Origin of the sequence: Candidatus Allofournierella excrementavium (assembly GCF_048526665.1) — a bacterium.
In the GTDB taxonomy this organism is placed as follows: domain Bacteria; phylum Bacillota; class Clostridia; order Oscillospirales; family Ruminococcaceae; genus Allofournierella_A; species Allofournierella_A excrementavium.
The window spans coordinates 1-25,366 of the sequence record NZ_DBGFPE010000023.1; the positions used below are offsets into that span (position 1 = coordinate 1).

4 protein-coding genes are annotated in these 25,366 nt (G+C 66.5%); all 4 read right to left on the bottom strand.

The genetic code is table 11. From position 1 onward, the window contains the following. Positions 1-21,497: hypothetical protein (locus tag ACMI1Q_RS06590; RefSeq protein WP_419503201.1), on the bottom strand; the 21,497-nt coding region annotated here is incomplete at its 3' end. A gap of 65 nt (positions 21,498-21,562) precedes the next feature. Further along, positions 21,563-22,597, bottom strand: a complete 1,035-nt coding sequence (locus tag ACMI1Q_RS06595) for a tetratricopeptide repeat protein (protein ID WP_419503202.1) — start codon at positions 22,595-22,597, stop codon at positions 21,563-21,565. Between the two features lie 116 nt (positions 22,598-22,713). Further along, the gene (locus tag ACMI1Q_RS06600) at positions 22,714-23,379 is read right to left on the bottom strand and encodes a response regulator transcription factor (protein WP_177521735.1); all 666 of its coding nucleotides are present in this window, start codon (positions 23,377-23,379) and stop codon (positions 22,714-22,716) included. After that, the gene (locus tag ACMI1Q_RS06605) at positions 23,376-25,322 is read right to left on the bottom strand and encodes a sensor histidine kinase (RefSeq protein ID WP_419503203.1); all 1,947 of its coding nucleotides are present in this window, start codon (positions 25,320-25,322) and stop codon (positions 23,376-23,378) included. Before ACMI1Q_RS06605 ends, ACMI1Q_RS06600 begins: the two co-directional genes overlap by 4 nt. Positions 25,323-25,366: the final 44 nt, after the last annotated feature.

Below are 25,366 nucleotides of genomic sequence, written 5' to 3' on the forward strand. Positions count from 1 at the left end.
CCGGCATTGATATCCATTTCGGAGCCGTCGGTCAGCTCCAGGTCGCCGCCGGTGTAGTCTTCGCCCGCGTCGATGTCCACGGTGCTGCCATCGCCGGCGGTGATGTCGCCGGTCTCCACCGAGCCCTCGGCGTCGAAGTCCACAGTGCTGCCGCCGCCGGCGGTGATGTCGCCCATGGAAATGCTGCCGTCGGCATCCAGGTCGGCGGTGCCGCCGTTCACCACGTCCAGGGTCTCGCCGGTGATGCTGCCTTCGGTGTCCACATGGAACTCGGCCCCGTCCACCACGGTGGGCTTCAGGGTCACGTCCTCCTTGGAGTTGATGAAGGTATCCATCACGATCTCGTCCACAGGTTCCTGCCCGGGGACGTAGCTCCGGATCACCAGCGCGCCGCCGTTCATGTCGATCTCCAGCGCGTCCAGCGCGGTGCCGATGGTGCCGGCAGCGCTCTTGGGCACCAGGATAATCACGTCGCCGCCGTTGGTGCGGATGTCGGTGTCGTCCTCATGGCCGGTCACGGTGTCGCCGTCCACCAGAGAACCCTGTTCGTTGCTCAGCTGGATGGTGACGCTCTTTTTGTTTGCGGGGTCGGCGCCGTCCAGGTCTTCGCCGGCGCTCACATAGCCGAACAGATACTCCACTTCGGCGTTGGGCTCCAGTTTCAGGGTGCGGCTGTTTTCACCCAGCAGGGTGACGCTGCCGTCGGAACCCACCAGGATCTCCTTCTGGTCCAGCTCGTAGTAGAGGATGGTCTGGCCATAGGTGGCGCTGGTCTCATTGGCGTCCACCGCTTCGGAGATGGTGAGGTAAACGGTGCCGCCCACGCTCACGGTGCCCTTCAGCTGGTGTTCGTGGTCCTGTCCCGCGTAGTTGTAGGTCTTGCTGCCGGTCTGCTGTGTGAATTCAGCTTTGATCCAGCCGCTTTCGCCGTTTTCGGAATAGTAGTAATTGCCCGCCAGGTCCTTGGCGATCTGGTCGGTGAGGCGTTCGAGATACACTTCCTCGCCCGCCTTGATGGTGATGCTGGCGTCGTTGTTTTCGGGCATGGCCTCGTAAAGGATCGCCATGCTCTCTTCGGGGGTGAGCACCACCAGCTGGCCGTTCTCGTCGATATAGGAGAGCTGGTCGCCGTTGAGAGTGTAGGCGGTGGCCTTGCCGTTCACGGTGTAGACCCGCTTGCCTTCCTCGTTGAGGGTGTACTCCCGCAGGGTGCCCAGGTTGCCCAGGCCGGTGGCGATGATCTTGTCAGAGGTGTAGGTGACGCCGTCGAACTTGGCGCTGAAGGTCACCTGACCGTCCGCGTTCAGCACCAGAGTCAGCACCAGGCCGCTCTTGGTGAGGTAGAGGGTGTCGGTGACGCGGTAACCGCCGCCGTTCACCTGATTGTTGGCAGGCAGGGTGATCTCCTTGACGGGGATGTCCTCCAGCGGGCCCATCACCAGCACGGTGGGCTCCTCATCGTCGCCCACAGGGCTGCCGGGACGCAGGATGAGCAGACCGTCGGAGACGTCCTCCGCGGTGCTGTAGCTGCCCTTTTCCATCTGGTTCAGATACACCGTTTCGCCCGCGGCGTTGGTGAACACCGTTCCGTCTTCGGCTCTCAGCAGGGTGTTGCCGGTGGCTTCCTTGTTTTCCACAAGTTCCGCCGCCAGACCGCTGTTTTCGGTGTCGTAGATTTCAAACATGGTCGCCGGGTCGAACAGCAGATAGCGGCTGCCGTCCCAGATCACATACAGGCCCGAAGCGTTGGGCACCAGCGTGCCCTCCCCGTTCAGGGTGCCGATCTGATAGTTGACGCCGGTCTTGTTTCTGCCGGGCGCAAAGTCGATGTAGGCCTGCACGCCGTTCAGCAGGAAGCCGGTGGTCCCGGTGGTGGGGTTGCCGCTTGCATCGTAAACATAGCGGTTCAGCACCGCGCAGCCGGTGTCTGCCAGCACCTTGGCGGGGTCACCCAGCCCGGTGTCGGTGGTGCCGCTCTCGCCGGCGGTGCGCAGATACCACTTGCCCGCCGCGCCGTCTTCGCCGGGGATATAAACGATGGTGTAGGTCTTGCCGTCGCTGCCGGTCTGGCCCTCATACTCGGTCTCGCCAGTGGCGGCGTTGTCGGGAGTCAGGGTGACGGTGACGTCCTCGCCCTCCACCTCAAAGGTGAAGGTCACCTTGCCGGTGTCGTGCTGGTAGTTTTCGTCTTCCGGCAGCACCGTCTCGGGAGCGCTCGTGCTCTGGCGCACCAGGGTGAAGGCGCCGCTCTGGGCGTCCTTTTCAAGGTAGAGCCCGCTGCCGGAGTGGCTGTCCACCAGGAAGTAGGTCTTGCCGTTCACCGTCTGGGCCGTGGCCTCGCTCAGGTAAGACCAGATCTCCTGGCCGTCCACCGTGACGCGGCTGCCGGCGGCGTTCTTCATGTAATACACCTGGCTGATGAGCCGGTACTCGGCCTCGGGGGTCAGCTTGCCGGTGTATTCGTCCCGGATCACGTCGTAGTGCTCGTACAGCGTGCCGTCGGGGCTCTCGTAGATCTCTTCGTCAAAGCCGGTGTACTTCACGCCGCTGGTGTAGTACTCGGTGGAGAGGCTGGAGGTCACCGGCTGCATCTTCACATAGGTGAACTGCAGCGAGTAGCTGTACATGGTGTAGGTGCCGACCGAATATTTCTGGGTGGTGGGTTTGCCCCCATCAGTGTTGAGCCGCGTCCAGGCAAATTCGGCGAAGTTGAACACGTCCCTGCCGTTCTCCTTGCCGTTGGCGGTGTAGGTGATGCCATCCACTTCCACGCTGCTCTCCACCGTCCGCTCCACGTTGGGCATCCAGTAGACGCCGTTGAGCGCCTGGCACAGCGCCGCCGCGTCGCCGGTGAGGGTCTGGCCGGGGGCCACGGTGTAGCCCAGGCCCGGGATGTATACCAGGCCGATGGCGGCGCCGCCGATGGTCATGGTGTTGTCGTAGTTCCAGACCACCTCGTAGCCGGTGCCAAGGAAATTGGTCACCGTGAAGGGGTCGGCGGACGCGTCATCCCGCACCTTGCTCAGGTGGGTGCCCCAGCGCTGCTCGTGCAGGCGTGCCTCTTCGTCGAACGCCGATTCGTAATAGGTCACGCCGTCGCTGAGGGTGTTGGTCACCGGTCTGCCATCGGCGATGTTGAGGTGCTCCCTGTTGAAGGTGTCCTTGTTCACCTGTTCCACGTCCTGGGTCTCGGTGCTGCCGCCGGTGAAGGCGTAGAACCGCAGGCTGTCGCTCTTCTTGTCATGAAGCAGGAAGTAGTAGTAAGTCTTGTCGGAGGCGCCGGTGATGGCGTCCATGGTGGGCTGCAGGCCGCTGAGGTAATAGTAGTCGATGTCGGCGGTGCTCAGCGCCAAAATCACCTGCACGTCCATTTCCTTCAGGGTGTCCTCGTCGGTGAGGTTTTCGCCGCCCGGGCCGGTCACCGTTTCGGCGGTGACCAGACGGATGCGGGCTTCCCCGCCGCCTTGCAGCAGGCCCTTGGAGGTGAACCAGCTGGCGCTGATGGCCTCCAGAAGCACCTCGTAGGAGGCGTCCTCTTCCACGGTGAGATAGCCGGTGGACAGGTTGATGGAGATGCCTTCGCTCAGCTTGATCTCCACCACATTGCCCGAGGCGTCCTTCACGAACTCGAAGTCGCCCACCGACGTTTCGGCCCCGCCCTCTTCGATGCGGGAGACATTGCCCCAGGCGTCCATGTAGAACAGGGTGCCGTTGGGCAGCAGGTAGCGGTAGAGCCGCTCGGCGGCGTCGTAGCCCTGGAGGTAGTAGTCCAGCACGTCCTTGCCGGTGAGGGTGTAGTTGGAGGCCAGCTCCACGGTGACGGTGGTGATGTAGCTCAGGGTGCCGGGCACCGGGATGGTGACGGTGGTGGTGCCGGCGATCATGGTGGCCTGCACGCCTTCCTGGAGGTCCATCTCCACGTTGCCGTTCAGCGAGACCACCCGCTCGATGTAGACCGGGTCGTCGTGGCGCTCCAGCTCCTTGTTGTCTTTATCCACGATGATGAGGGTCACCGGCACGATGTTCACGAACACGTCGCCGCTGGCCTCGATGTTCACCACGCCATTGGAGCCGGAGAACACATAAGCGTTGAAGGCCTGGCTCGCCGTGCCCACGCTGGCCGCGCCCTTGACCAGCAGGTCATGGGCCCAAACCGGCGACACGGTGGCGCCGGAGGAGATGTCGGCCACGCTGTCCACACCGGTGAGGGCGCCGCCCTCTTCGCCGGTCCAGACGAACTCCACATGGCCGTCGGTGTTGGACACAAAGCCGCTGACCTGCACGCCGCCGGTGCCGCTGAACTCGGTGCGCACTTCGGGCTTGTCGTAGGCCACATTGTTGATGGTGTGGCTGATGCCGAACACGGAGGGCTGGATGAAGCCGCTGTTGGAAACGTAGATGCCGTTCAGCTGCACGTCGAAGCCCGAGCTGTTGGTGATGATGACCCGGGGCAGCACCGCCTGGTTGTAGACGATGACGCTGCCGGTGGCGTTTTTGCCGTCGTGGGTGAAGTCGGCCACGCCGGGCAGGTTGTTGCTGATGTCCCGCAGGGTGACGGTGTTGCCGTTGACCGCGTAGTAGCTGTCCGGCTCTTTGACGCCCACCTGGCGCACCGTCAGCTGGCCCTTGTGCTCGGAGATGTCGATGTAGACGCCGCCCGCCGCGTCGCCCAGATAGAGCGCGGTGCCGCCGTTCACCGCGACGGTCCCGTCGCTGGTGAAGGGGTGGCTGGTGCTGGTCTCCTTGATGATGAAGCCGCCTTTGCGGGCGTCCCGCCGGATACGGCTGCGGTCGAACCCGTAGCGGGTGACCGCCACGGTGGCGCCCCGCAGGATGACGCCGCTGCCCAGCACGGTGGTGGAGTGGGCGGTGGTGGTGCCGCCGGCCTTGGCCAGGGCCTCGCCCGCCGCATTCAGCTGGATGGTGGCGCGCACGTCGATGTTGGCGTCCCGATAGGCGGGCTTGGTGGAAGCGTAGATGTGCAGGCTGTCGTGGCCGGTGATGTCGGCCCCGGCGATGTTCACGTCCGCCGTCAGAGTAGTCTTGGGGTTGCTGAGGGCGTTCACCGCCGCGCCCAGGGCCGAGCCCTTGGCGTAGGTGTAGGTGTAGATATCCACTTCGCCGTTGCGGGCGATGATCTCCACATCCCGCCCTTCGATGACCACGCGCTCGCCGGCGGTCCCCGCGATGGCCACGTCGGCGTTTAGGCTGGTGTTCACTTTGGCGGTGGAGTTGGGGGCCACCCCCAGGCCGGAGGCGTCCGCGCTGACGTTGGTCTCCACGCCCGCCTGGGAGGCGTCGGCGATGATGTTCACGGTGCTGAAGCGGGCCCGTATGAGGGCGTTCTTGCCGATCTGGACCTTCACATCGCTGTCGATGTTCACCAGGGCGGTGGCGGTGCCCAGGGCGACCACGCCGCCAGAGGACACTTCGGAGCGGGTGATGATGCTGTCCCGCGTGCCGCCCGCCGCGCTGACCACCAGGTCGCCGTAGTTGGCAAGCAGGGAGCTGTTGTCCCCGATGAGGATGGACACCGCGCGGTTCAGGGTGTTCTTGGACCACAGGGTGGTGCCGCTGAAGAACCCGCCGCCGTCGGCGTAGGTGGCGGCGTTCAGCTGGGCCGCGGAGACGGCCTCCACGGTGAGGGCCTCGCCGGCGTCCAGGGTGCCGTTTACGGTGATGGTGTTGGTGGTGTCGGCGGTGTTTTCGCCGTAGGTGACGCTGGCGTTCACGCCGATGCCGATGGTGGTGCCCCGGGCCTCGCTGCGGCCCTTGGGGGCGTCCTCGCTGAGCACGCTCACGCTGCCGCCGGTGGAGCGCACCACAGCGCCCTCCAGCACGTCCACGCCGGTGTCGTACCAGGCGTTGGTGGGCAGCACGCTCACGGTCAGGCTGCCGGCGGCGATGTTCAGGCCCTTTTCGATGTTGGCCCGGGCGTCGCCGGTGTTGTAGGCCCGCAGGGTCACGTCCCGGGCGGCTTCGATGAAGCTGCGTTTCACGGTGACGCGCACGGTCTGGGGCGCTGCCCCGGAGCCGCCCACCTTCGCGGTGGCGGTGTTCACGCCGGCGGTCACCAGGCCGCCGCCGCCCTCGCTGGCAGCCACAGCCTCGGACACGGTGTTGCCCACCGCTTCGGCGGTGAAGGCGCCGGAGGTTTTGACGGTGATGCCTTCCACCAGCACATCCACCTTGTCGTGGGTGGAGGAGGAGGCGTTCAGGCTGCCCAGCAGCACCAGCCCCACGCTGACGCCGGACTTGGCGGTGGCCTCGGCCTCGGTGAGGCTCTTGGCCCGCACGCTGACGCTGCCCGCGTTCAGGGTGCCCGTGCCGGTGAGGGAGGCGGTGTTGGTGGTGGCGCTTTGGGCGGTGACGTCGTTGACGCCCGCGCCCACCAGGCTCACATCCGCGCCGCCGGAACCGCCCGCCTGGGCGGTGGCGATGCCATAGCCGCCGGAGCGCACGATCTCGGAGTTCACGTTCAGCTGCCCGCCGATGACGGCCTCGCCGTCGAACCGGGCGTCGGCGGTCTGGCCGGTCTTCAGCACCGCGTCCACCACGGTGACGGCGATGCTCACGCCGGAAACGTTCACCTTGCGGGTGCGGCCCAGGGCCTCGGCCAGCAGGTAGCCCAGGTTTTTGATGTTCACGGAATTGGTCACGCTGGCGCTGCCGGTCACCTTCAGAGAGGCGTCGGCAGTGGCGCTGGTCTCGGCGTCGGCGCGGTTGGCGTCGGTGTTGACCAGATTGACCCCCACGCCGCCGGCGGGGCCGGTGGCGGAATGGGACTCGGCATAATAGACGTTCTGGATGTCCACGCTGCCCGCGCTCAAAGCGCCGCTCTGGGCCAGGGCTTTGAAGCTGCCGCCGGCCACGGCCTCGGTGAGCAGCAGGGTGGCATTGACCAGTGTCACGTCCACGCTGGCGTCGGCGATGTCCGCCTTGGCCCAGCTGCGGGCCGCGTTGAGCAGCGCCAGCTGCCCGGCGGTGACGATGCTGCCGGTGGTGCGGATGTGGGCACTGGACGCGCCTTCCATGCGTGCATTGGCCTCGGAGGCCTTGCCGCCGATGATGGACACGGCCACCGAGCTGTCGGAGCCGTTGCTGCCCACAATGGCCTGCGCGCCGGTCTCGGAGCTGTCGTTCAGGCTGGCCCTGATGCTGATGCCGCCCATGGCGGTCACGTTCACCGCGCTGGCTGCACCGCCTTCCGGCTGGCCGATGTAGGCCTGCTGGCAGGCGCTGACGATGGCGTTCACTACGTTCACGGCCAGTTCCGCGCCCTGCACGTTCACCTTGGTGCCGGCGATGAGGGCGTCGGCCACGGCTTTGCCGGTGAGAAGGATGCTCACCGCGCCGCCGGTGGTCACGCTGCCCGCGCTGCCCTTGATGGCCGCTTCGGCCACGGCGCCCGCGTTGGCATAGGCCACGTTGGTGCCCGCGTCCAGCAGGCCCACGCCCTGGCCCGGCTGGCGGGACACCGCCTCGGCCCGGGCGTTGTAGGTGTTGGTGACGGTGATGGAGGCGGCGGAGACGGGTCTGTCTTCCGCCATATTGATGTAGGCGGCAAAGGTGCCGTCCGCCCGGGCGATGATCACGTTCACGCCCAAAGAGAGCAGCTCCACGCTGGTGCCCGGGTCCGCCGCGCTGGCGCTGGCCAGGCTGTTTGCGGTGGCGATGACCGAAAGGGCCGCGCCGGCGGTGACCTTCACGGAATCCATGAAAGCCTTGTTGACACTGCGGTTCAGCGCCACTGCCGTGTTGCTGCGGGCGGAGGCGAGGCTCACGCTCACGCCGCTGCCCTTGATGTTGTTGGCCAGCAGGGCGCTCGCACCCTGGCCGTCGGCGGCGTTCAGCCGCGCGTTCACGGTGACGGCCGCGTTTTCCACTTCCACGCCCTGAATGTAGGCCAGGTTCTCGGCGTCCAGCAGGGCCACCAGCACGTTGGCGGCGATCTTGACGGCGGTGAGGCTGGCCACGGGGGTCACGCTGTAGGCGCGGGAGGTGGCGACGCCCTGGCCGGTGACGGAGAGCGCGCCCGCGCTAAGCAGGCCCGCGCCGGTGACGGCGGCCTTGCCGCGGCTGTCGGCGTTGGCCACGCCCACGTTCACCTGCAGCGCGGCGCCGCTCAGGTCCGCGCCGCCGGCGCTGGGGGCCAGAGCCGCCACGGCGCTGGCGGTGTAGTCGGTGGCAACGGACACGTTGCCCGCCGTTACGCTGCTGCCCGCCGGGATGTCCAGGATGGCAGCGAATTCGCTCTGGGAATAGGCCGTGTTCACGATGACCGCGGCGGTGATGGCCCCGGCGCTCTGGTTGAAGCTCTGAGCCAGCACGTTGGCGGTGCCGCCGGCGAACACGTCCGCCTTGCCGGAAAGGGTCAGGCTGAAGGGCGCGACCACGGCCTGGGTGAGGGCCCGGCCATAGGCCGCGGCCACGTTGACCACGGCGGAGACGGCCCCGCCGCTGCCGGTGATGAGGCCGGCAAAGACGGCTGCGTTCTCCTCGCTGGCGTCCACATCCTCGGCGGGGGCTGCCACGATGTTGCCGCCGGGCAGTTTGTCAAGGTCCACATACTTCATGTGGTCGAGGCCTTCGTTCAGCCCGCTGCGGGCAGTCAGGCTGCCGGCGGTGATGTTGCCGCCGTCCACATTCGCCTGCTGCTCGGCCCGCAGCAGCGCCACGGCGGCAGAACCCAGCACGCTGATGGCGCCGGCGTTCACGCCCCAGACCTGGGCGTTGGCGGTGGCCTGGCCGAAGGAGCCGATGGCCAGCGCGCCGGTGACGTTCAGCAGATGGCTGCCCGCCTCTTTGCCGCCCAGAATGCGGGCGATGTTTTTGGTGTTGTTGTCCGCCACGGCGGCGTTGAGGCCCACGGCCACAGCGCCCGCTTCGGCGGCAAGAGCCAGCGCCTCGGCGCTGGAGGTGTTCTGATCGTTCTGCCGCCCGGTGGTGACGCTCAGGTCCGCGAAGTTCATCTCCACGCCGGTCACGTCCACCTGGGCGATGTTCTCGGCCTGCAGCAGCACGGTGCTGACCACCATGCCCACCGCCACCGCGCCGCCGGTGAGGCTGGCCACATAGGCCCTGCCGCTGGCGTGCAGCGCGCTGTCGACGGCCACGCTGCCGGCGTTCACGTTGACCCGGTCAAGGCCCGCGAACAGGTTTGCGGTGTTGAACACCAGCAGCACCTGGGCGGTGACGCCCACCGCGCCGCCGGTGACATTGGCGGCGTAGCTTTCGGCGGTGGTGTTCACGTCGTTCTGAATGGCGATGCTGCCCGCGTTGATGGTACCGGGGGCCACGAACTGGTCAGCGTCCGGGGCCGCGCCGATGTAGGTGCGCACGGTGGGGGCGGTTTTGGCCAGAGCCACCGCCGCGCCCACGGCCACAGCGCCGCCGGCCACGCCGAGGGTGAAGGCCTTGGCGTCGCTGTTCACCAGCGCGTTCAGGGTGATGTCCGGTGTGCGGACGCTGCCGCCGATGGACACGCCCTGGGCGATGAAGGTCTCCACCAGGCTCTTGTTGATGGCCACTGCCGCGCCCGCGTTCACCGCGCCCATGCCGGCGGCGATGCCCGCCGCGGCGCTTGCGGCGGTGTTGTTCACCTGGGTCTCGACCCGGATGTCCGCCACGTCCCGCAGAGAGCCCGCGCCCTCCACGGAGGCCCGGGTATTGCCGTCAAACACGGTGACGGCCACGCTGGCGGAAACGCCCGCCATGCCGCCGCCCAGGCCCAGGGTCGCGGCCACGATGTGCTGATAATCATTGACGGCGCGGATGACAAGGGCGTTCGCCTCTTCCACGCTGCCCAGCAGCCGGGCGCTGACACTGCTGCCCAGATGCACCACGGCCAGGGCCACGCCCACGCCGGCGGTGCCCGCCGCCCCGCCGCTCACAGAAACGGCATGGATGGTCAGGTCGGTCACATCAAATTCTTCGCTCTGGCTGTTCAAAAAGTCGATGTTTTCCCGGTCGTCTCCGGAGAGGTCGCCGCCGGCCAGCAGCGGGCTTTCGGCAACGGCTTCGATGGTGACGCCGCCCTTGGCGGAGAGGACGGAACCCTCCCCTGCCCAGGCCTCCACGGTGCCGTTGAGGATGGCCACGGCCATGCCCACGCCCACACCCACCGCGCCGGAGGCCCCGAAGGCCACGGTGCCGAGGCTGGCGTTCAGCTGGTCGGTGGCGCGGACGGTAATGCCACCCGCGCTGGTCACGGTGGTGCCTGCGCCGATGAAGGCACGGGTGAAAGCGGCGCTGGCCACGTTCTTGAAGCCCTCGTAGATCTTGTAGGCTTCGTCCGCGTCGGAACTGCCGCTTCCCACCGGGGTAACGGTCAGGTCCGCGCCGGGCTCGCCGGCGGTCACGGTGCCGTCGGCGTTCTGGGTCACCGTGTAATCCTTGTTGAAATCTTCGCTCACATACTGGTCCGCGCCGTCGTATTCGTCGTCCACCGGCACGTCGCTGTAGCGGTTGCCGCTGCCTGCCAGGGCTTCGCTCAGCCAGGCGGCGTCGTGCCCGTCGTAGACGCCCTTTGCCCCGGCGGGGGCCTTGGCCTCCATGCCGGCCAGCAGGTCAGCGGGGTGGAAGTGCTCGGCCAGAGCCTTGGCGGTGTCGTCGTCCAGCTTGCCGCCCACCACCAGCGCCATGATGACCGCGCCGATGCCTGCGGTGGCGCCCGCGCCCACGCTTCCCGCGTAGGTGCGGATATCCCGCTTGCTGAGGGCGTTCACCAGCACGTCGCCGGTGAGAGTCTGCACCGCGTAGTTCTCGCCGATGCCGGCGGCCACCTGGTTGTCGGCCAGGGTGACGATGGCGGTGACGCCCGCGCCGGCGGTGCCGCCAAAGGCCGCGGAGGCCGCCACGCCGATGAGCTGGTAGTCGTCCAGCGCGTCCAGGGTGATGGCCGCTGCCTTGATGACGGGCTTTGTGCCGTCGGCGTTGTCCTGCACGATGGCCAGCACGGTGTTCTCACTGAGGATGACGTCCACAGTGCCGGACACGCCCGCGGTGCCGCCGCCGGAGATGCCCGCGCCGTCGGCGGTGATGAACTCTTTGGAATTTGCCAGGATGTTCAGCTTGCCGGTGGTGTCCACGCTGGAACCCGCCAGCAGCACGGCCTCGGTGAGGCCCTTGAAGCTGGTGACCACCGCCGCGCCGGAAACGCCCGCGGCGGAGGCCCCGGCCACGCTGAGAGCCACGTTGTAAAGGTCGATGAGGGTGTCGGCGGTGACGTTCACATCGCCGCCGCTGGTGATCTGGCCGCCCAGATGTGCCTTGACGGCGTTTTCAAACAGCAGGATGTTGCCCGCCCCGCCCGCGGCCACGGTGCCGCCGGTGACGCCGAAGGTGGCGGCCAGCAGGAACATCTCATCGATGCTGTCGGCGTCCACAGTGATGGACTTTTCGGCATGCACTTCGCTGTCGCCGCCGTCCAGAATGGCGGAGACCTGCTTTTCAAAGAGGATGGTGACCACCGTGCCGCCCAGGGACGCGGTGGCGCTGCCGGAGGCGGAAATGGCTCCGCCGAAGTTCACAACAAAGGTGTCGTCCTTTGCTTCAACGAGTATCTCGCCTTCTCCGTGAGAGTCGTCGGACTGGCCGTCGCCGTCCACGTCCTTCTTTTCGGCGCTGTTAAGGCCCGCGCTGACCCGGCTGTTATTGCCCACATGGGCGTTCACGATGTTCTGCACCAGCAGGGTGTCGGCCACGCCCACCAGGTTCGCGGTGGAAGAGCCGGTCACCGAACCGGCCACCGCCGCCATGTAAATCTCTTCCGCGGAATGGGCATGGACCACCACGCCCCGCCGCCGGTCCTGACGGTTGGCCGTCTGGATGCCCGCGTCGGAGCCGGTGTTCAGGGCGTAAGCGGTGAGGTCGCAGTGTTCGCCCGCCAGGGCCTGCACCACGTTCTTGAAGATGACGGTGGTGGCGCTGCCGCCCAGAGCCGCGGTGGTGCTGCCGGAGCCGGACACCGCGCCCGCGCCGCTGACCACCAGGTTGTCGGCGTCGGCCAGGATGCCGATGCTGTCCCAGGCTTCCGCCCTGGTGTTGTCGCCCAGGCGGGAGACCGCCTCGCTGGCGAACTCGTTGTGGACATAGGTGCCCGCCAGGTCCAGGGTAGTGCTGCCGGTGGGGGCCAGGGCCGCGCCCGCGGCCAGCGAGCGGTTGTTCGCCTTGGATTCCACCAGCACCTTGCCCTTGCGGGCGATGAGGGTGGCGCTCTGGCCGGTGACGGCGCCGTTCTCACTGACGCCCGCGCCGGCGTGGGCTTTCTGGCCAAACTGCTGCACCAGCACGGTGGCGCCCGCCGCGGCAGTGCTGCTGCCGGTGGCGGAAAGGCTCGCCAGAGCCGCCAGCAGGTCGCTTTCGTTGAAGGCGTGGAGCAGCACGTCGCCGGAAAGGGCTTCCAGATAAGCGCCGCTGCCCGCCAGGGCCATGGTCTCGGAGGAGGTGGCAAAATACGCCAGGGTGGCCGCCGCGTTCGCGGTGCCGGAGGGCGCGCCGGAGGCGGAGGCCAGAATCTCCATCACCCGGTCCGCGCTGTCGGCGGTGAGGGCCACGGAATCAGCCTTGACCACGGTGTTGTCGCCCACCCGGGCGCCGGTCTCGTTGCGGATGTCGGTCCAGGCCACGGTGCCGCCCGCCGCCACGTTGGCGCTGCCGGCGGCAAGGCCCATGTTGGCGGCGATGAGGGCCAGTTCGAAATCGTTGTCGGCGTCCACGGCAAAGCTGCCGGCGGCGTTGACGGTGACGCCGTCACCCACCGAGGCCAGCGCCGCGGCGCTGCTCTCCACCAGGTTGAAGCCGCCGCCCAAAGTGAGCAGGGCGGAACCGGTGACCGCGTCGGCGGTGGCCACGTCCCACAGGATGTTTTTGGCGGAGGCGGCAACGGTCACGTCGCCCGCCGCGTTGATGGCGCGGCCCACCTGGCCGCTGCCCACCTTGGCCTCGGCCTTGTCGTTCATCTGCGCCAGGGACACCACGGCCCCCACGCCCGCCTTGGCGGTGCCCAGGCTGGCGGAACCGGCGATGACCCGGCTTTCAGCGGAGGAATCCGCCCGCACGGTGAGGTCTCCGCCCAGGGTGAGGGCGGCGTTGTCGCCGATGGAGGCCAGCACGCTGTTCTCGGCCAGCAGCTGGGCCACGGTGCCCGCCACGTTGGCGGCGCCCGCCGCGCCGTGGTGCAGGCTGCCGGAAATGGCCTCCACATAGTAGTTCACGGTGGCCAGATAGTTGATCATATCCAGCACGTCCAGCAAATCGTCGGTGCCGAGGGTGCACTCCACCTTGATCTGGCGGATGTGGGCCAGGTCGTCGGGCAGGGTGATGTGCATGAGGCCCTTGTCGGTCTCGCCCACGGTGGCGTCCTGGTTGGCAACGGTGAGCAGGTCGCTCCAGTCAAAGGGGAACTGGTACATGCTCTCGTCCACCAGGGGCCGGTCTGCGGTGACGGTGAGGCTGTTTGCCTGGGCGGTGAGATTATCGCCCATCTGGGCGTGGATGTTGCTGAAAGAATGCAGCATGGCAAAGGCCGCGCCAACGCCCACCGTCTGCGCGCCGATGTTGGCGCCCAGGGCGCGGATGGCCAGCTTGCTCAGGTCCTTGGCGGCGACGCGCACGTCGCCCCCGGCGTTGATGGTCACGTTGTCGCCCACCAGGGCCAGGGTGTCGGCTTTGTCGGTGAGCACGGCCACCGCGCCGGCCACGCCCAGCGTGCCCTGCATGCCGGTGGCGATGGAGGCCGCCACGGCCTGGGCGCTCATGTATCCGGGGTAGTTGCCGGTGAGGTTCTGGGTGGTGTCGGCGGTGACGGAAACTTCCTTTGCCGCGTTCAGGGTCACGCCGCTTGCCACATTGGCCTCGGCGGTGTTCTCATTGAGGGTCACGGCCACGGCTGCCGCCACGGTGTTGGCCCCTGCGGGCGCGGTGGTCACGGTGGCGCCGGTGGCCCGGTTGCGGAAGTTGACCACGTTTTCGGCCTTGGCCTGCACGTCGCCCGTCTGAGAGGTGACATTGCCCAGGATGCGTGCCAGGGTGTGGTGCTCGGTGAAGGCCAGGGCGATGGCCGCCGCCACGTTGAGGCTGGAGGTCTGGGGCTGCACGCCCGCCACCTGCGCGCCGGAACCGGACACGGAAGCGTCCAGACCACTGGTCTTGGAGGTGGCCTTGGTCAGGTCCAGCCCGAAGGCCTTGAGCAGATTGGAGGAATAGGGCACCGCGTCCAGCTTGCCGCCGATGCTGCCGCTGACCTGGTTGGCCTTTTCCTGCAGCTTCACCGCGCCCATCTTGTTGGTGGCCGCCACGATCTTGTTGCGGATGGTGCTGGTCTCGGCGGCGCCGGGGCTGATGTAGTTCAGCCCCTCGCGGAACTTCTCCAGCAGGCGGTCCAGGTCCGCGCCGATGGAGGTGGCCATGGCGTAGCTCTCGTCGGTGACGTCGGTGGCGCTGTGCACCCGCACGCTGCCGGCAGCGGCGGTGTCCGCTTCCAGCGAGGCAGTGATGTCGCTGTCCACCAGGCTCACGCCCACCGCCGCGCCCACGGCGGCCCGGCTGCCCGCCGCGAAAGCGGACACGCCGGTGTAGCTGTCGCCGCCGTAAAGGGCCTGCACCAGCACGTTGGCCATGGCGAAGATGTCCTCGCCCTGGGCGTTCTGGCCGGTGACGATGGCGGTCTCGATGGTATCCACGGAATTGGTGGTGGTCAGGCTGCCGCCGGAGAGCAGGGCCGCCTTGACGATGTTGTTCACCACCGCCACGGCCACGCCCGCGTCAAAGGAGATGCCCTTGGTGTTGGTGCCGCTGGCGGCGGCCTGGGCCAGCTGCTTGTTGGTGGCGGAGCCCAGGGTGGGAATGTACTCAAAGGCTTTGTCCCGCCGGGCAATGGGGTCGCTGCCCGCCACGGAGACGGTGTCCACATCGTCGCGGAAGTTGGCCAGGATGGCCAGAGACGCCGCGCGGATGACCCGGTTGCCCAGGGTGGTGACGGCGTCGCCGGCGGTGGTCTCGGTGCCGATCATGGCGGTGACCACGGCGTCGATGAGGTTGGTGGCGAAGGAGGCGCCCACGCCCACCGAGCTGCCGGGCTTGCGGGCGGTGGCTGCCTTGGCGGCCATGCCCAGCGACTTGTCGGCGCTGGCGGAGGCGGTGGTGTAGACCTTCTGTGCCTCGTTGGCTTCCACGCGGATGTCGCCGCCGGCGGTGATGTCCGGCTCGGAGGCGGCGGCGTCCCGCCCGGCGATGGTGGCGCTGGACACGGCGTTGATGGTGGTGATGGCGGCGGAACCCGCCACGCCCACGCTGGAAGCGCCCACGCCGGAAACGGCCTGGGTGGAGATGGTGTGACCCACGCCGTCCAGCTCGCTGCCGGTGGCGAATTTGGTGGTGAGAAGGGCGGCAAAGGCCTCGTAGAGATCGTTCACCGCAAAGCCCAGCTGGGTCATTTCAGCACTGATCTTATCCAGCACCGGCACCTGCAGGCGGTTGCCGTCGCCCAGGTAGGGCATCCAGTTGCTCTCTTCGCCCATCACGGCAAAGACGTCCCCGATGTAGGCCGTCAGCGCGTCGGAATAAAGTTTGGCGTTCTGGTCGGCGGTGTTGGTGTCGCCGGTGAGGCTGGCCTTGATCTGTTCGGTCAGGACGGACTGGTACTCCTTGGCCGCCTGGATGCGCTGGGCCTGTTTTTCCTCTTCGGTGGCTCCGGTAACGCCCAGCAGTTCATCCACCGCCTGCTTCTGCTCCTCGGTGAGGGCGGGGCTGCCGCCCTGGGCCAGCTGGAGCAGAATGGACATGAGTTCATAGCCCAGCACCCGCTTTTCGGCGGCGTAGGCCATCATGGTCTGCAATTCACTTACCAGTTCCGCGGTGAGGGCCTCGTAGCCCCACTGCGCGCCGTATTCCGCATAGGGATTCTCCGCGCCGGTGTAGCTTGCAATGACCTGCGCGATGACATACTGTTCCAGACCATAGACGTGGTCCATGGTCAACGGGGTGTTATTGTCCGCCTGGTAGGCGGCGAAAATGAGTTCTTCCAGAAGTTCGGTGAGGGTGCGCTGGCCCGCGCCGTCCACCACCACGTCGCCCACCTTGACCCATTCTTCTTCCTTCAGGTCCTGCTGCCACAGGGCGATGGCGATCATTTCTTCGATGGCTTTGGCCAGGGTCTGCTTCTCCTCGTCGGTGAGGTCCTCTTTATCCTTCAGGGTCAGGAAGATGTACTCGGTGCTGGTGGTGAGGGCGTTGTCGCCCACCGCGCCCAGCAGCTCCTCCAGATGACCGGTCTGGAGCATGTAGTCCACCAGCAGGTCGTAGGCTTTGTCCAGCAGATCGGCCTGGGCCTTCTCGTAAATTTCAGCAGCCACGGTGATGTTGCCGCCGGCGGTCAGTTTGCCCTTGCCCACCTGGGCGATGTTCTGGTGGTCCACCATGTTCACGGCCACCGCCGCGCCCACGCCCACATAGCTGTTGGTGGTGCCGGCGTTGGAGGTGATCTTGGCGTCGGTGTCGTTGCGGGAGATGACGGTGATACCCGCGCCGGCGGACGCGTCCACATCGGCGATGAGGGCGCGGGAGATGTTGGTCTGCAGGTTCACGGCGATGGCCGCCGCCACCTGGATGCTGCCCTCCATGGTCTCAAAGGGGCTGCGGCTGTTCATTGCCCTTTCCACCGAGGCAGTGTTCACGTTTTTGGTGTTGACGCGGCCCGCCAGGGCCTTGCCGTTGTTCAGTTTCTGGTCGGCGGTCTTGTCCGCCTGGCTTAGGTGTGAGCCGTCGCCGGAAGAGGTGCTGCCGCCGGGGGTGATGGTGCCTCCCACCAGACCCTCGGTGCCCGACGCGCCGGCGCTGCCGGCGTCCTGCCCGGTGCTGCCGCCCGCCGCCGGGGCGCCCTTCACGGAGGCCTTGACGGTCTGGGTGACGCGGCTCACCGACTGGGCGGCCACGGAGATGTTCTTGCCCGCCTTGGCCCGCCGTTTGAGCAGGCTCTCGGCGCTGTCGTTGAACACGCCCACGGCCACAGCCGCGCCCAGGCCCACATTGGTGCCCGCGCTGGCGGCGTCCGCGGTGAGGAAGCGGATCATGCGGTTCTGGGCCGTGAGGGCCACGTCGCCCGCGGCGTCCACGCCCTGGCCGGCGGCTTCGCCCAGCTCGGAAAGGACGTACACGCCGGAAACGCTGGTGGCGGACACGGGGGTGACGGAGGTGCCGCCGGCGGAGCCTGCCGCCGCGAACACCCGCTCGCTGCCCATATAATAGGAATCAACGGTCACATTGCCGAAGGCCGCGTCGGCAGGCTTGGTGCCGTCCAGCGCCAGGAACACCACCCCGTCGGGGACGGAGGCGATGACGTCGATGCCGGTGACGGCCACGGCGATGCCGGCCCCAACGCCAACGCTGGAGCGGCTGTAGGATTTTTCGTCTTCCAGGGGCAGCATGCCCAGAGAGCGGCGGGCCCGCTTGCCGCTGGCGTCCGCCACAGTCTCCAGGCGGCTGTCGGCCACGCGGGAGGCCACGGTCAGGTCGGCGCCCTCGCCCAGCCGGTATTCGGCGGCGGGGGCGAGCTCGGCTTTGGAGTTCAGGGTGATCACGTGCACGGTGATCGCGCCGCCCAACATGGCGGTCTCATCCGGCGGGATGTGGCCGGACTTGGCGATGGCGGAGGAATCCACCCGGCGGTTCTCTACGGTCACGGCCAGCGCCTTGCCCGCGGCTACCACGCCCTGTTCGATGCGGGCAGCGGCGTTGTGGGTGAAGGAGGTAACGTTCACTGCGATGCCCGCGGCGGTGTTGGTGGGGTCCTTGGTGATCTGCACCTTGCCGAAGCCGGGGATGACGGCGATGGTGGAGTTATTGTAGAGAGAGCCGTCCGCCCGGGTCTGGGAGGTGGTCTCGCCATAGGCATGCAGCTGCACGCCGTTCGCGGCGCTCACCACGCCGGCGGTGTCGATGAGGGCCAGGATGTCGTTGTCGATGACGGCCAGCGCCAGCGCGCCCATGGCCTGGGTGCGGGCCACGTCCTGGTCCGGGTCGGTCTCGGCCACGCCCTTGTTGAACAGGCTGCCCAGGGTGTTGCTGCCGGTGATCTTGCTCAACGCCCAGGCGGGGGTGCCGGAGGTACCGGTGCGCATGCCCAGCACCGACTCGGTGAGGCTGACCATGGAGCGCAGCGACTGCTTCTGGGTGGGCTGCTGGGTGAAGGTGGGGTTGCCGTACTCGTCCACATACACGCTGATGGGCGAAGAGATGGCGTAGGTGCGGTTGCGGATGAGGCTGTCGGCCTCGGCGCGGACGGTGCCGCCGGTGCTGACCACCGAGGCGGTGCTGTCTGTCACTTCGCCGTAGTTGCCCACATACACGCCGGTGCGGCCCAAAGCGATGCTCACCGCCACGAACACGCCGCTCTTGGGTTTCATGCGGGCGATGTCGGTGGGGCCGGCAACGCTGGCGGCCTCGGTCTCCATGCGGCTGCGGGCGTCCAGCAGCACGTCGCCGCCGGCGGTGATGGACGCCGCGTCGGTGACGATGGTCTCGGTCTCGGCGATGGCCACCGCGCTGGAAAGGGAGAGCAGCGCCTTGGGGAAGCTGCCCTTATCCACCGCGCTGATGTACACTTCGCTGTCGGTGCGCAGGGCCGTGCCCGCGCCGCTGGTCAGCTTGGCGTCGCCATCCACCAGAAGGGTGGTGCGGGCCTGGCCCCAGGCGAAGGACAGGGGGATGTAGCTGAGCAGCTCGGCGCAGTCAAAATCCACCAGGGTGGAGGCCAGGGCGTGGATGGGGCCCTGGGCGGCGGTGATGCTGCCGTGGAGCAAGATCTCGGCGGTGGGCTGCTTGACGATGACGAAATTGGGGAAGTTGGAGGCCACGCCCGCCATCACGTCCACCATGCCGGAGGTCTGGCGGATGGAGGCGATGAGGTCCACCACGCCGGCGGCGTTGAGGGACGCGCCCTCGGCCACCACGATGCGAACGGTGGGGGACGCCTCGTAAAGGCCCACGCCGTATTCCATGCTGGTCCCGCTGAGTTCGTCTTCCGCCACGGTGACGGTCAGCGCGTCCTCGGCCAGAACGTCCGGGTCCTCGGCCTCGGCCAGGATGAGGATGTGCTCGCCGGACACCGGGCCCAGAATCTCCACTTCGGGCGCCTGGAGGATGACGGTGAGGCCGTCCGCCAGCAGCTTTTCAACGGTGATTTTGCCGGAGGCTTCCACCAGCAGGTTGGACAGGTACGTCGCCATGCCCCGCACGGCGGCGACCAGGTTCACCGTAACGTCCACGGTGGGGTCCAGCGCGCGGCACACCACATAATCGGTGAAGTCCTGCGGGGTGAATTCGGCGGTGGGCACATTGCCCAGGTCGATGGTGCGCTTGTTTTCCAGCCGGTCTGTCACAGCGTCCAGGCCGTCGCCGAAGTGGATGTCCATACTCTGGCGCAGGGCCACCGTGTTCAGAAGTTCCTCCACGATGTCGATGGACAGATCGGGCAGCAGCCAGATAACGCTCTGGGCGTTCAGATGCAGGCCGTCCTCGGTCTTGTAGATGCGCTCTTCAAAGGGCACGTCGCCCAGGATGTCCTCGCCGTTATAGACGTACTTTGCGGCGAGGTTGCCGGTGAGGTGCAGCCGGTCATAGCCGCCGTCCGCTTCCTCGTTGATGGTCACGTCCAGGCCGAACACGTCGTGGAAGGCGCTGGTGGTGTCCAGCGTGATGACGTCGTCGCCGTCGCCGCCGGAAATGACGTACTTGCTGCGGTACTGCAGCTGGTCCTCTTCCAGCCCGTATTTGGAGATGAGCTGAGAGAACTCCTGATAAAGGTTGCGGCCATTAACCATGGTCAGGCCGCCGGTGACGGTCATGGTGTCGGCCCCGGCGCCCAGGTCCACCGTGAGGTCGGTGCCGCCCAGGTCGATGTCGAAGTTATAAAGGGCCATGAACTTGCCGGTGCGGGGGTCGATGCCGCTGCCGGCGTAGACGTTGGTGGAGTTCACCAGACGGACCACCAGGTCGTCGGCGCCGTCGCCGGTGTTCACGTTCACCTTGGTCATGGTGCGATTTTCAATGTCCGCGATGAGCTCTTCCACCCGCTCCTTAATGGCAAGGGCGAACTTGTTGGCGGTGTCCTGCACGACCTCGCCGGTGGAGGAGGACTGGGAGGCGTTGTAGATGTCCTTCACCGCGTCGAAGATGGCCAGCGGGTCGGAATTTCCGATGCCCACCGTGGCGCTGGGCGCCTGGGTCACCTGCAGGCCGATGCGGTCATCGCCGCCGCCGCTGCTCACATTCACCACGGCCACGTTCTCGGTGGTGATGGCCACGTTATCGTCCAGTTCGGTGCCCTCGTATGTAAATTCCAGGGCGTTCTTGATCTGGATCTGCTCTTTGGAGGAGAAGTACAGCCCGGCCAGCAGCACGTCGAAGCCGTCCGACATGAAGTTGCCCTGCATGTTGGCGCTGCCGTCCGAAGCCTGGCCGTTCTTATATTGCTCGGAAACGATGGAGATGGTGGCGTAGGGGTAGACCCGGTCATTCTCGGTGAAGATGACCGAACTGATGGAATTGTCGTTGTCCGCCGGGTCGCCGGGGTCGGGGGCGTCGCCGCCGGTGAGGTGGTAGCCGATGGCGTCCAGCAGAGCGCTGTAGAGCTGGCTGTTTGCGGAGAGGTCCACGTCGCCCTCGTAGGTGCCGGCGGTGACCACGATCTCGATGTTGACCTTTTGCCCTTCCAGTTCGGGCAGGTTGGTTTTGAGGTAATCCACAGCGCCGTTCAGGGCGTTGACGATGGCGCTGTTGGATGTGTCGTTCTTGAAGGCCTCGGAATCCAGCGTTTTGCCGTTCACCGACAAAGTGGCGCTGCCCTCCGGCACCATGAAGTCCTCTTCCACTTCGGAGCCGCCGTTGTCTTCCAGAACGCTGCCGTCGGTGGGGGGCGCGGTGTCTTCCGGCGCGTTCGGGTCCACCACGGAACCGCCCGCGTCTTCCAGCCCCTCCCCGCCGTCGGGTCCCGTGCCATCGGTGGGCTCGGTGCCGCCCGTAGGTTCCGTTCCATCGGTGGGCTCGGTGCCGCCGGTGGGATCCGTGCCGCCCGTGGGCTCGGTGCCGCCCGTGGGCTCGGTGCCGCCGGTGGGCTCGGTGCCGCCGGTGGGGTCCGTGCCGTCCGTGGGCTCGGTGCCGCCGGTAGGCTCGGTGCCGCCGGTAGGCTCGGTGCCGCCGGTGGGGTCCGTGCCATCCGTGGGCTCGGTGCCGCCGGTGGGCTCGGTGCCGCCGGTGGGCTCGGTGCCGCCGGTGGGTTCTGTCCCCGCCGGCGCAGTCGGGGGCGCATCCGCAGGCTCGGTGCCGGTGGGCTGTGTGCCCTGGGTCACAGGCGCGGCAAGGCCGCCGCCCGTCTGGGCAGCGGCGTCTTCGGCATGAACGCTGACAGACAGGAACAAAGCTGCCGTCAGTGCGGCCAGCAGCGCAAGAGCGCGCTGTGCTCCCTTCTTTGCGTTTTTCGCTGTCAAAGAGTCTCTCATGGAAACGCCTCCTTCGGCCCCGGCGCACCCCGCGCCGCTTTATTCTCTCGTTCGGTGGTCCCCGTTTATTCCGTGATGGTGTCCAGCAGGTCTTCGGCCTGCGCGCTGATGACCGGGTCGGCGTCCGCCCCGTCGTATCCGGCGGCAAAGGCAAGGTCCTCGGCGGCCTGCTCCATGTCCGGCTCATCGCGCATCAGTTCCGCCGCGCCCCGCCCGTAATGGCTCATCTGCAACGTGCTTTGCTGCTGGATGGAGCGGCTGTAGTAGTCCACCGCTTCATCGTAGCGTTCCAGCAGCAGGCAGCACAGCCCGGCGTAGTAGCAAAGGGAGTCGACGGTGTCATCCAGCGAAAGGGCCGTCTCAAAAAATTCCAGGGCGCCGGCGGTGTCCTCCCTTTGCAGCTTGGCCAGCCCAAGGCCGGCGAACAGCCCCGCCACGTCGGCGTTCTGCGCGCCGCCGTTGGCCTGCAGCCAGACGGCGTGTTGCAGCGCCTCGCCGCTCTGGCCCTGGGCCAGATAAAGCTGGGCCAGCAGCAGCCGCATATCTGCCGCGACGGGCTGCAGTTCCAGATAACTTTCCAGGTCGGCGGCCAGAGCCTGGGTGTCGCCGCTGCCCGCGTGGAGCTGGGCCAGCACCAGATAGGCGTCCGCCAGGCCGGGGGCCAGCCGCACCACCTGCTCCATGGCTTCTTCCGCTTCGTCTGCCCGGTTCAGGATGGTAAGCAGGCAGCCCTCCTTCAGCAGCAGTTCCGCCTGCAGCGTTGTGCCGTATTCCGGCTCGTAAAGTTCAAGGCAGCGCTGGACGCATTCCAGCGCCTCGCCGTATTCCTCGGCGGCGATGTGGGTCTCGGCCAGCCGGTAGTAGTCTTCCAGGCCGTCGGGCCGGGTGAGGGTCTGCAGTTTGGTGCGCAGCCGCTCCAGTTGGGAGGCGTTGACATAATCGGTCTGCTGGGCCAGGTAGGTCTTTGCGGCGTTGCTCTCCTCCGCCGAAATCTTCACGGTGATCCAGCTTTGGGCGCCGAAGGTGAACGCGAAGGCCAGCGCCAGAAAAGCGGCGGCCCAGCGGACCCACGGCTTTATCCTGCGTTTTTCCTGTTTCATCCTTCGGCCTCCCTCCGCCCCCTGCGGGGGCATACATCTCCGTTTTTATCTTACCAATCAGAAAGTTAAAAAAAGAGAGCCTTACAAAATTGCAAGGCTATCTTTGAAAAAAACTATTATAATTGCTCAAGCAGGTATCCGCCCCGGAGGGAAGCGATCTCCAGCCGGGATTCTTCGCTCCTCAGTTTTTTGCGCAGGCGGGAAACAAGAGTCCACAGGGCGCTGTTCTCCTGGTCCGCGCCGTCGCCCCACACCTCCCGCGCCAACTCGCTGCTGGGCACCCGGCGCTCGGCGTTTTGGGCCAGCAGCAAAAGCACGGTGAATTCCTTTTGGGTGAGCTGGATGTCCTGCCCGTTCACGAATCCGGTCAGAGAAACCGTGTCCAGCCGCAGGCATCCGTAGGAGACATGGCGGCGGTTGTCGTTTCTCTCCCGCAGGCGGGCCTCCACCCGGGCCACGAACACCTCCAGGTCGTAGGGTTTGGACAGATAATCGTCGCCCCCGGCGCGAAGGCCCTCCACCACGTCCTGGTTTTCACCCAGGGCGGTGAGGAACAGAATGGGCACATGGTACTGTTTTTTCAGCTCTCGGCACAAATCCAGACCGTTTGCGTCGGGCAGCATGATGTCCAGCACGATGAGGTCCACCGGATGCCATTGAAGGTGCCCGCGCGCCTCGGCGGCGGTGGACGCCCTCAGCACCTCATAGCCCCGCAGGCCCAGCACTTCGGCGTTGATGCGCAGGATGTGGGGGTTGTCCTCCACCAGCAGGATGGTGTTCATTGCCGTTTCGCCTCCTTCAAAACCGTAAAGGCCATCGTGGTGCCGCCGGGACCGGTGCGTTCCACCCATATCTCGCCGCCGTGGGCTTCCACCGCCTCCCGGCAGATCGTCAGCCCCAGGCCGCTGCCGCCGCCGCTGCTGACGCCCTGTTCAAAAATGTGGGGCAAAAGCGCCGGGTCGATGCCGCAGCCGGTGTCCGCCACGCGGAACAGCACAACGTTCTTCTGCCCAACGTCCTCGGCGCTGATGGTGATCTGGCCGTTTTGGGTGTTCTTGCTGGCGTTCACCACCAGATTGATGAAAATTTGCAGCAGCATCTCAAAGTTGCCGTGCACCTGCCACGGCCCGCAGGGCAGCACCTGCACCGTGTTGTTGTTTTTCACGCACATGGGCACGGCGATGGCGCCCACGCTTTCCAGAAGTTCCTCCGCCTTCACCGGGCCAAAGCTCAGCTCGCTCTTGCGCCCGTAGGAGTACTCCATCAGCCGGGTCACCATGTTTGCCAGCCGCTGGGCTTCCTGCTGGATGGTTTTGAGGTTGGCGGAGGCTTCCTCGGTGACGCGGCCCGCCGCCAGCTGCATGCCGGTGAGCTGTGCATAGCCGGAGATGACCGTCAGCGGCGTTTTCAGCTCGTGGGCCACCTTGTGCAAAAAATCCATGTTCAACTGGTTCATTTTTTCCAGCATCTCGCTGCGGCTGCGGCTGGCGATCAGCTCCGCCTCCTGCCGCTGGCCCCGCAGGCTCATGGCCGCCGCATTGAGGAACACAAAGCCCAGCATGCCGCAGGCGGTGGCGCCGTAACGGGTGATCTGGGCGCTGCGCCCTGTCATGAGCGCCTCGTAGGCCAGCCCCGTCAGCAGCAAAACAAACCCCAGAAGCACCAGCACGTCCGCCGGTTCCAGTTTTTTCCGTCGCAGATAGACCCGCGCGACGCCAAACGCCAGATACGCGAGATAGGGAACGGACAGATAGTACACCAGGGTGGAAACGGTGACCAGCTCCCGGGTGGGCAGCAGGCAGATGAGCACGCCCGCCGCCGCAGCCATTCCCAGATAGGCCCACAGCGGCCCCTGGGCGCTGGCCTTCCAATACTGGCATTTCAACATCAGCAGAACGCAGACCGGCATGAGCATGACGATGAGAATCAGCGCCCGGTAGGCCAGATACCAGGAGGTGTCTGGCGCCAGCAGATGGACCACAAAGAAGTTCTGGTCCCGCAGGGCCGTCAGCACACAGCACAGGGCAAGGCAGAGAAAGCTGGGTTTATTCCGCACCGCCGCGCTGAGCAGAAAGTAGGCCGCCAGCAGCAGAAGGCCGCCGCTGAGGGCCAGGGACACAAGGTCGCCCGCCGCCTTGAATTCCTCGATGTTCTGCGGTGTGGAAAGCTCGAAGGGCGGGATGTGGCCGCCGTCGTTGTGGACGTAATTGGAATATTGAACGATGAGTTCGATCTCGCCGCCTGTGCCGGAGAAGAGCGGAACGGTCATGTAGCCCACCCGGGGCACAAAGCTTTCCTCTGTTTCGGCCACCTGCCCGTATTCCGCCGCCTGCACCCCGTTCACAAAGATGCGGGCGGCATAGTCCGGCGAGAAACCGCAGATAGAGTAATACTGGTTGGGCCGGGCCAGGATGCGCAGCCGGTGGGTGCCGCAGGACCAGTCGGAGGGGGATGCGTCCTGGGCGGGCTGGCCCACGGCCCCTGCCGCGAAGTCCGCCGGGTCATACAGAGCGCCGGGGTAGAATTCCCACTGCCCGTCCACTGCGTAGATATTGGAGGCGACATCCAGCCGGCGGACGTCCAGAACGCCGTTCTCCACGGTTATATCCTTTGCGGAGGCCGTGCGCCCGAAGAAGGCCGCCGCCAGAGCCAGCAGGCTGCAAGCGACCACCACGACCGGCAAAAGCCAGTGGGCCGTTTTGCGCACAACGTCCTTGAAGCCCATGGAACGTCCTCCTTTCCGCCTTTATAAATATTGTATCACATTCA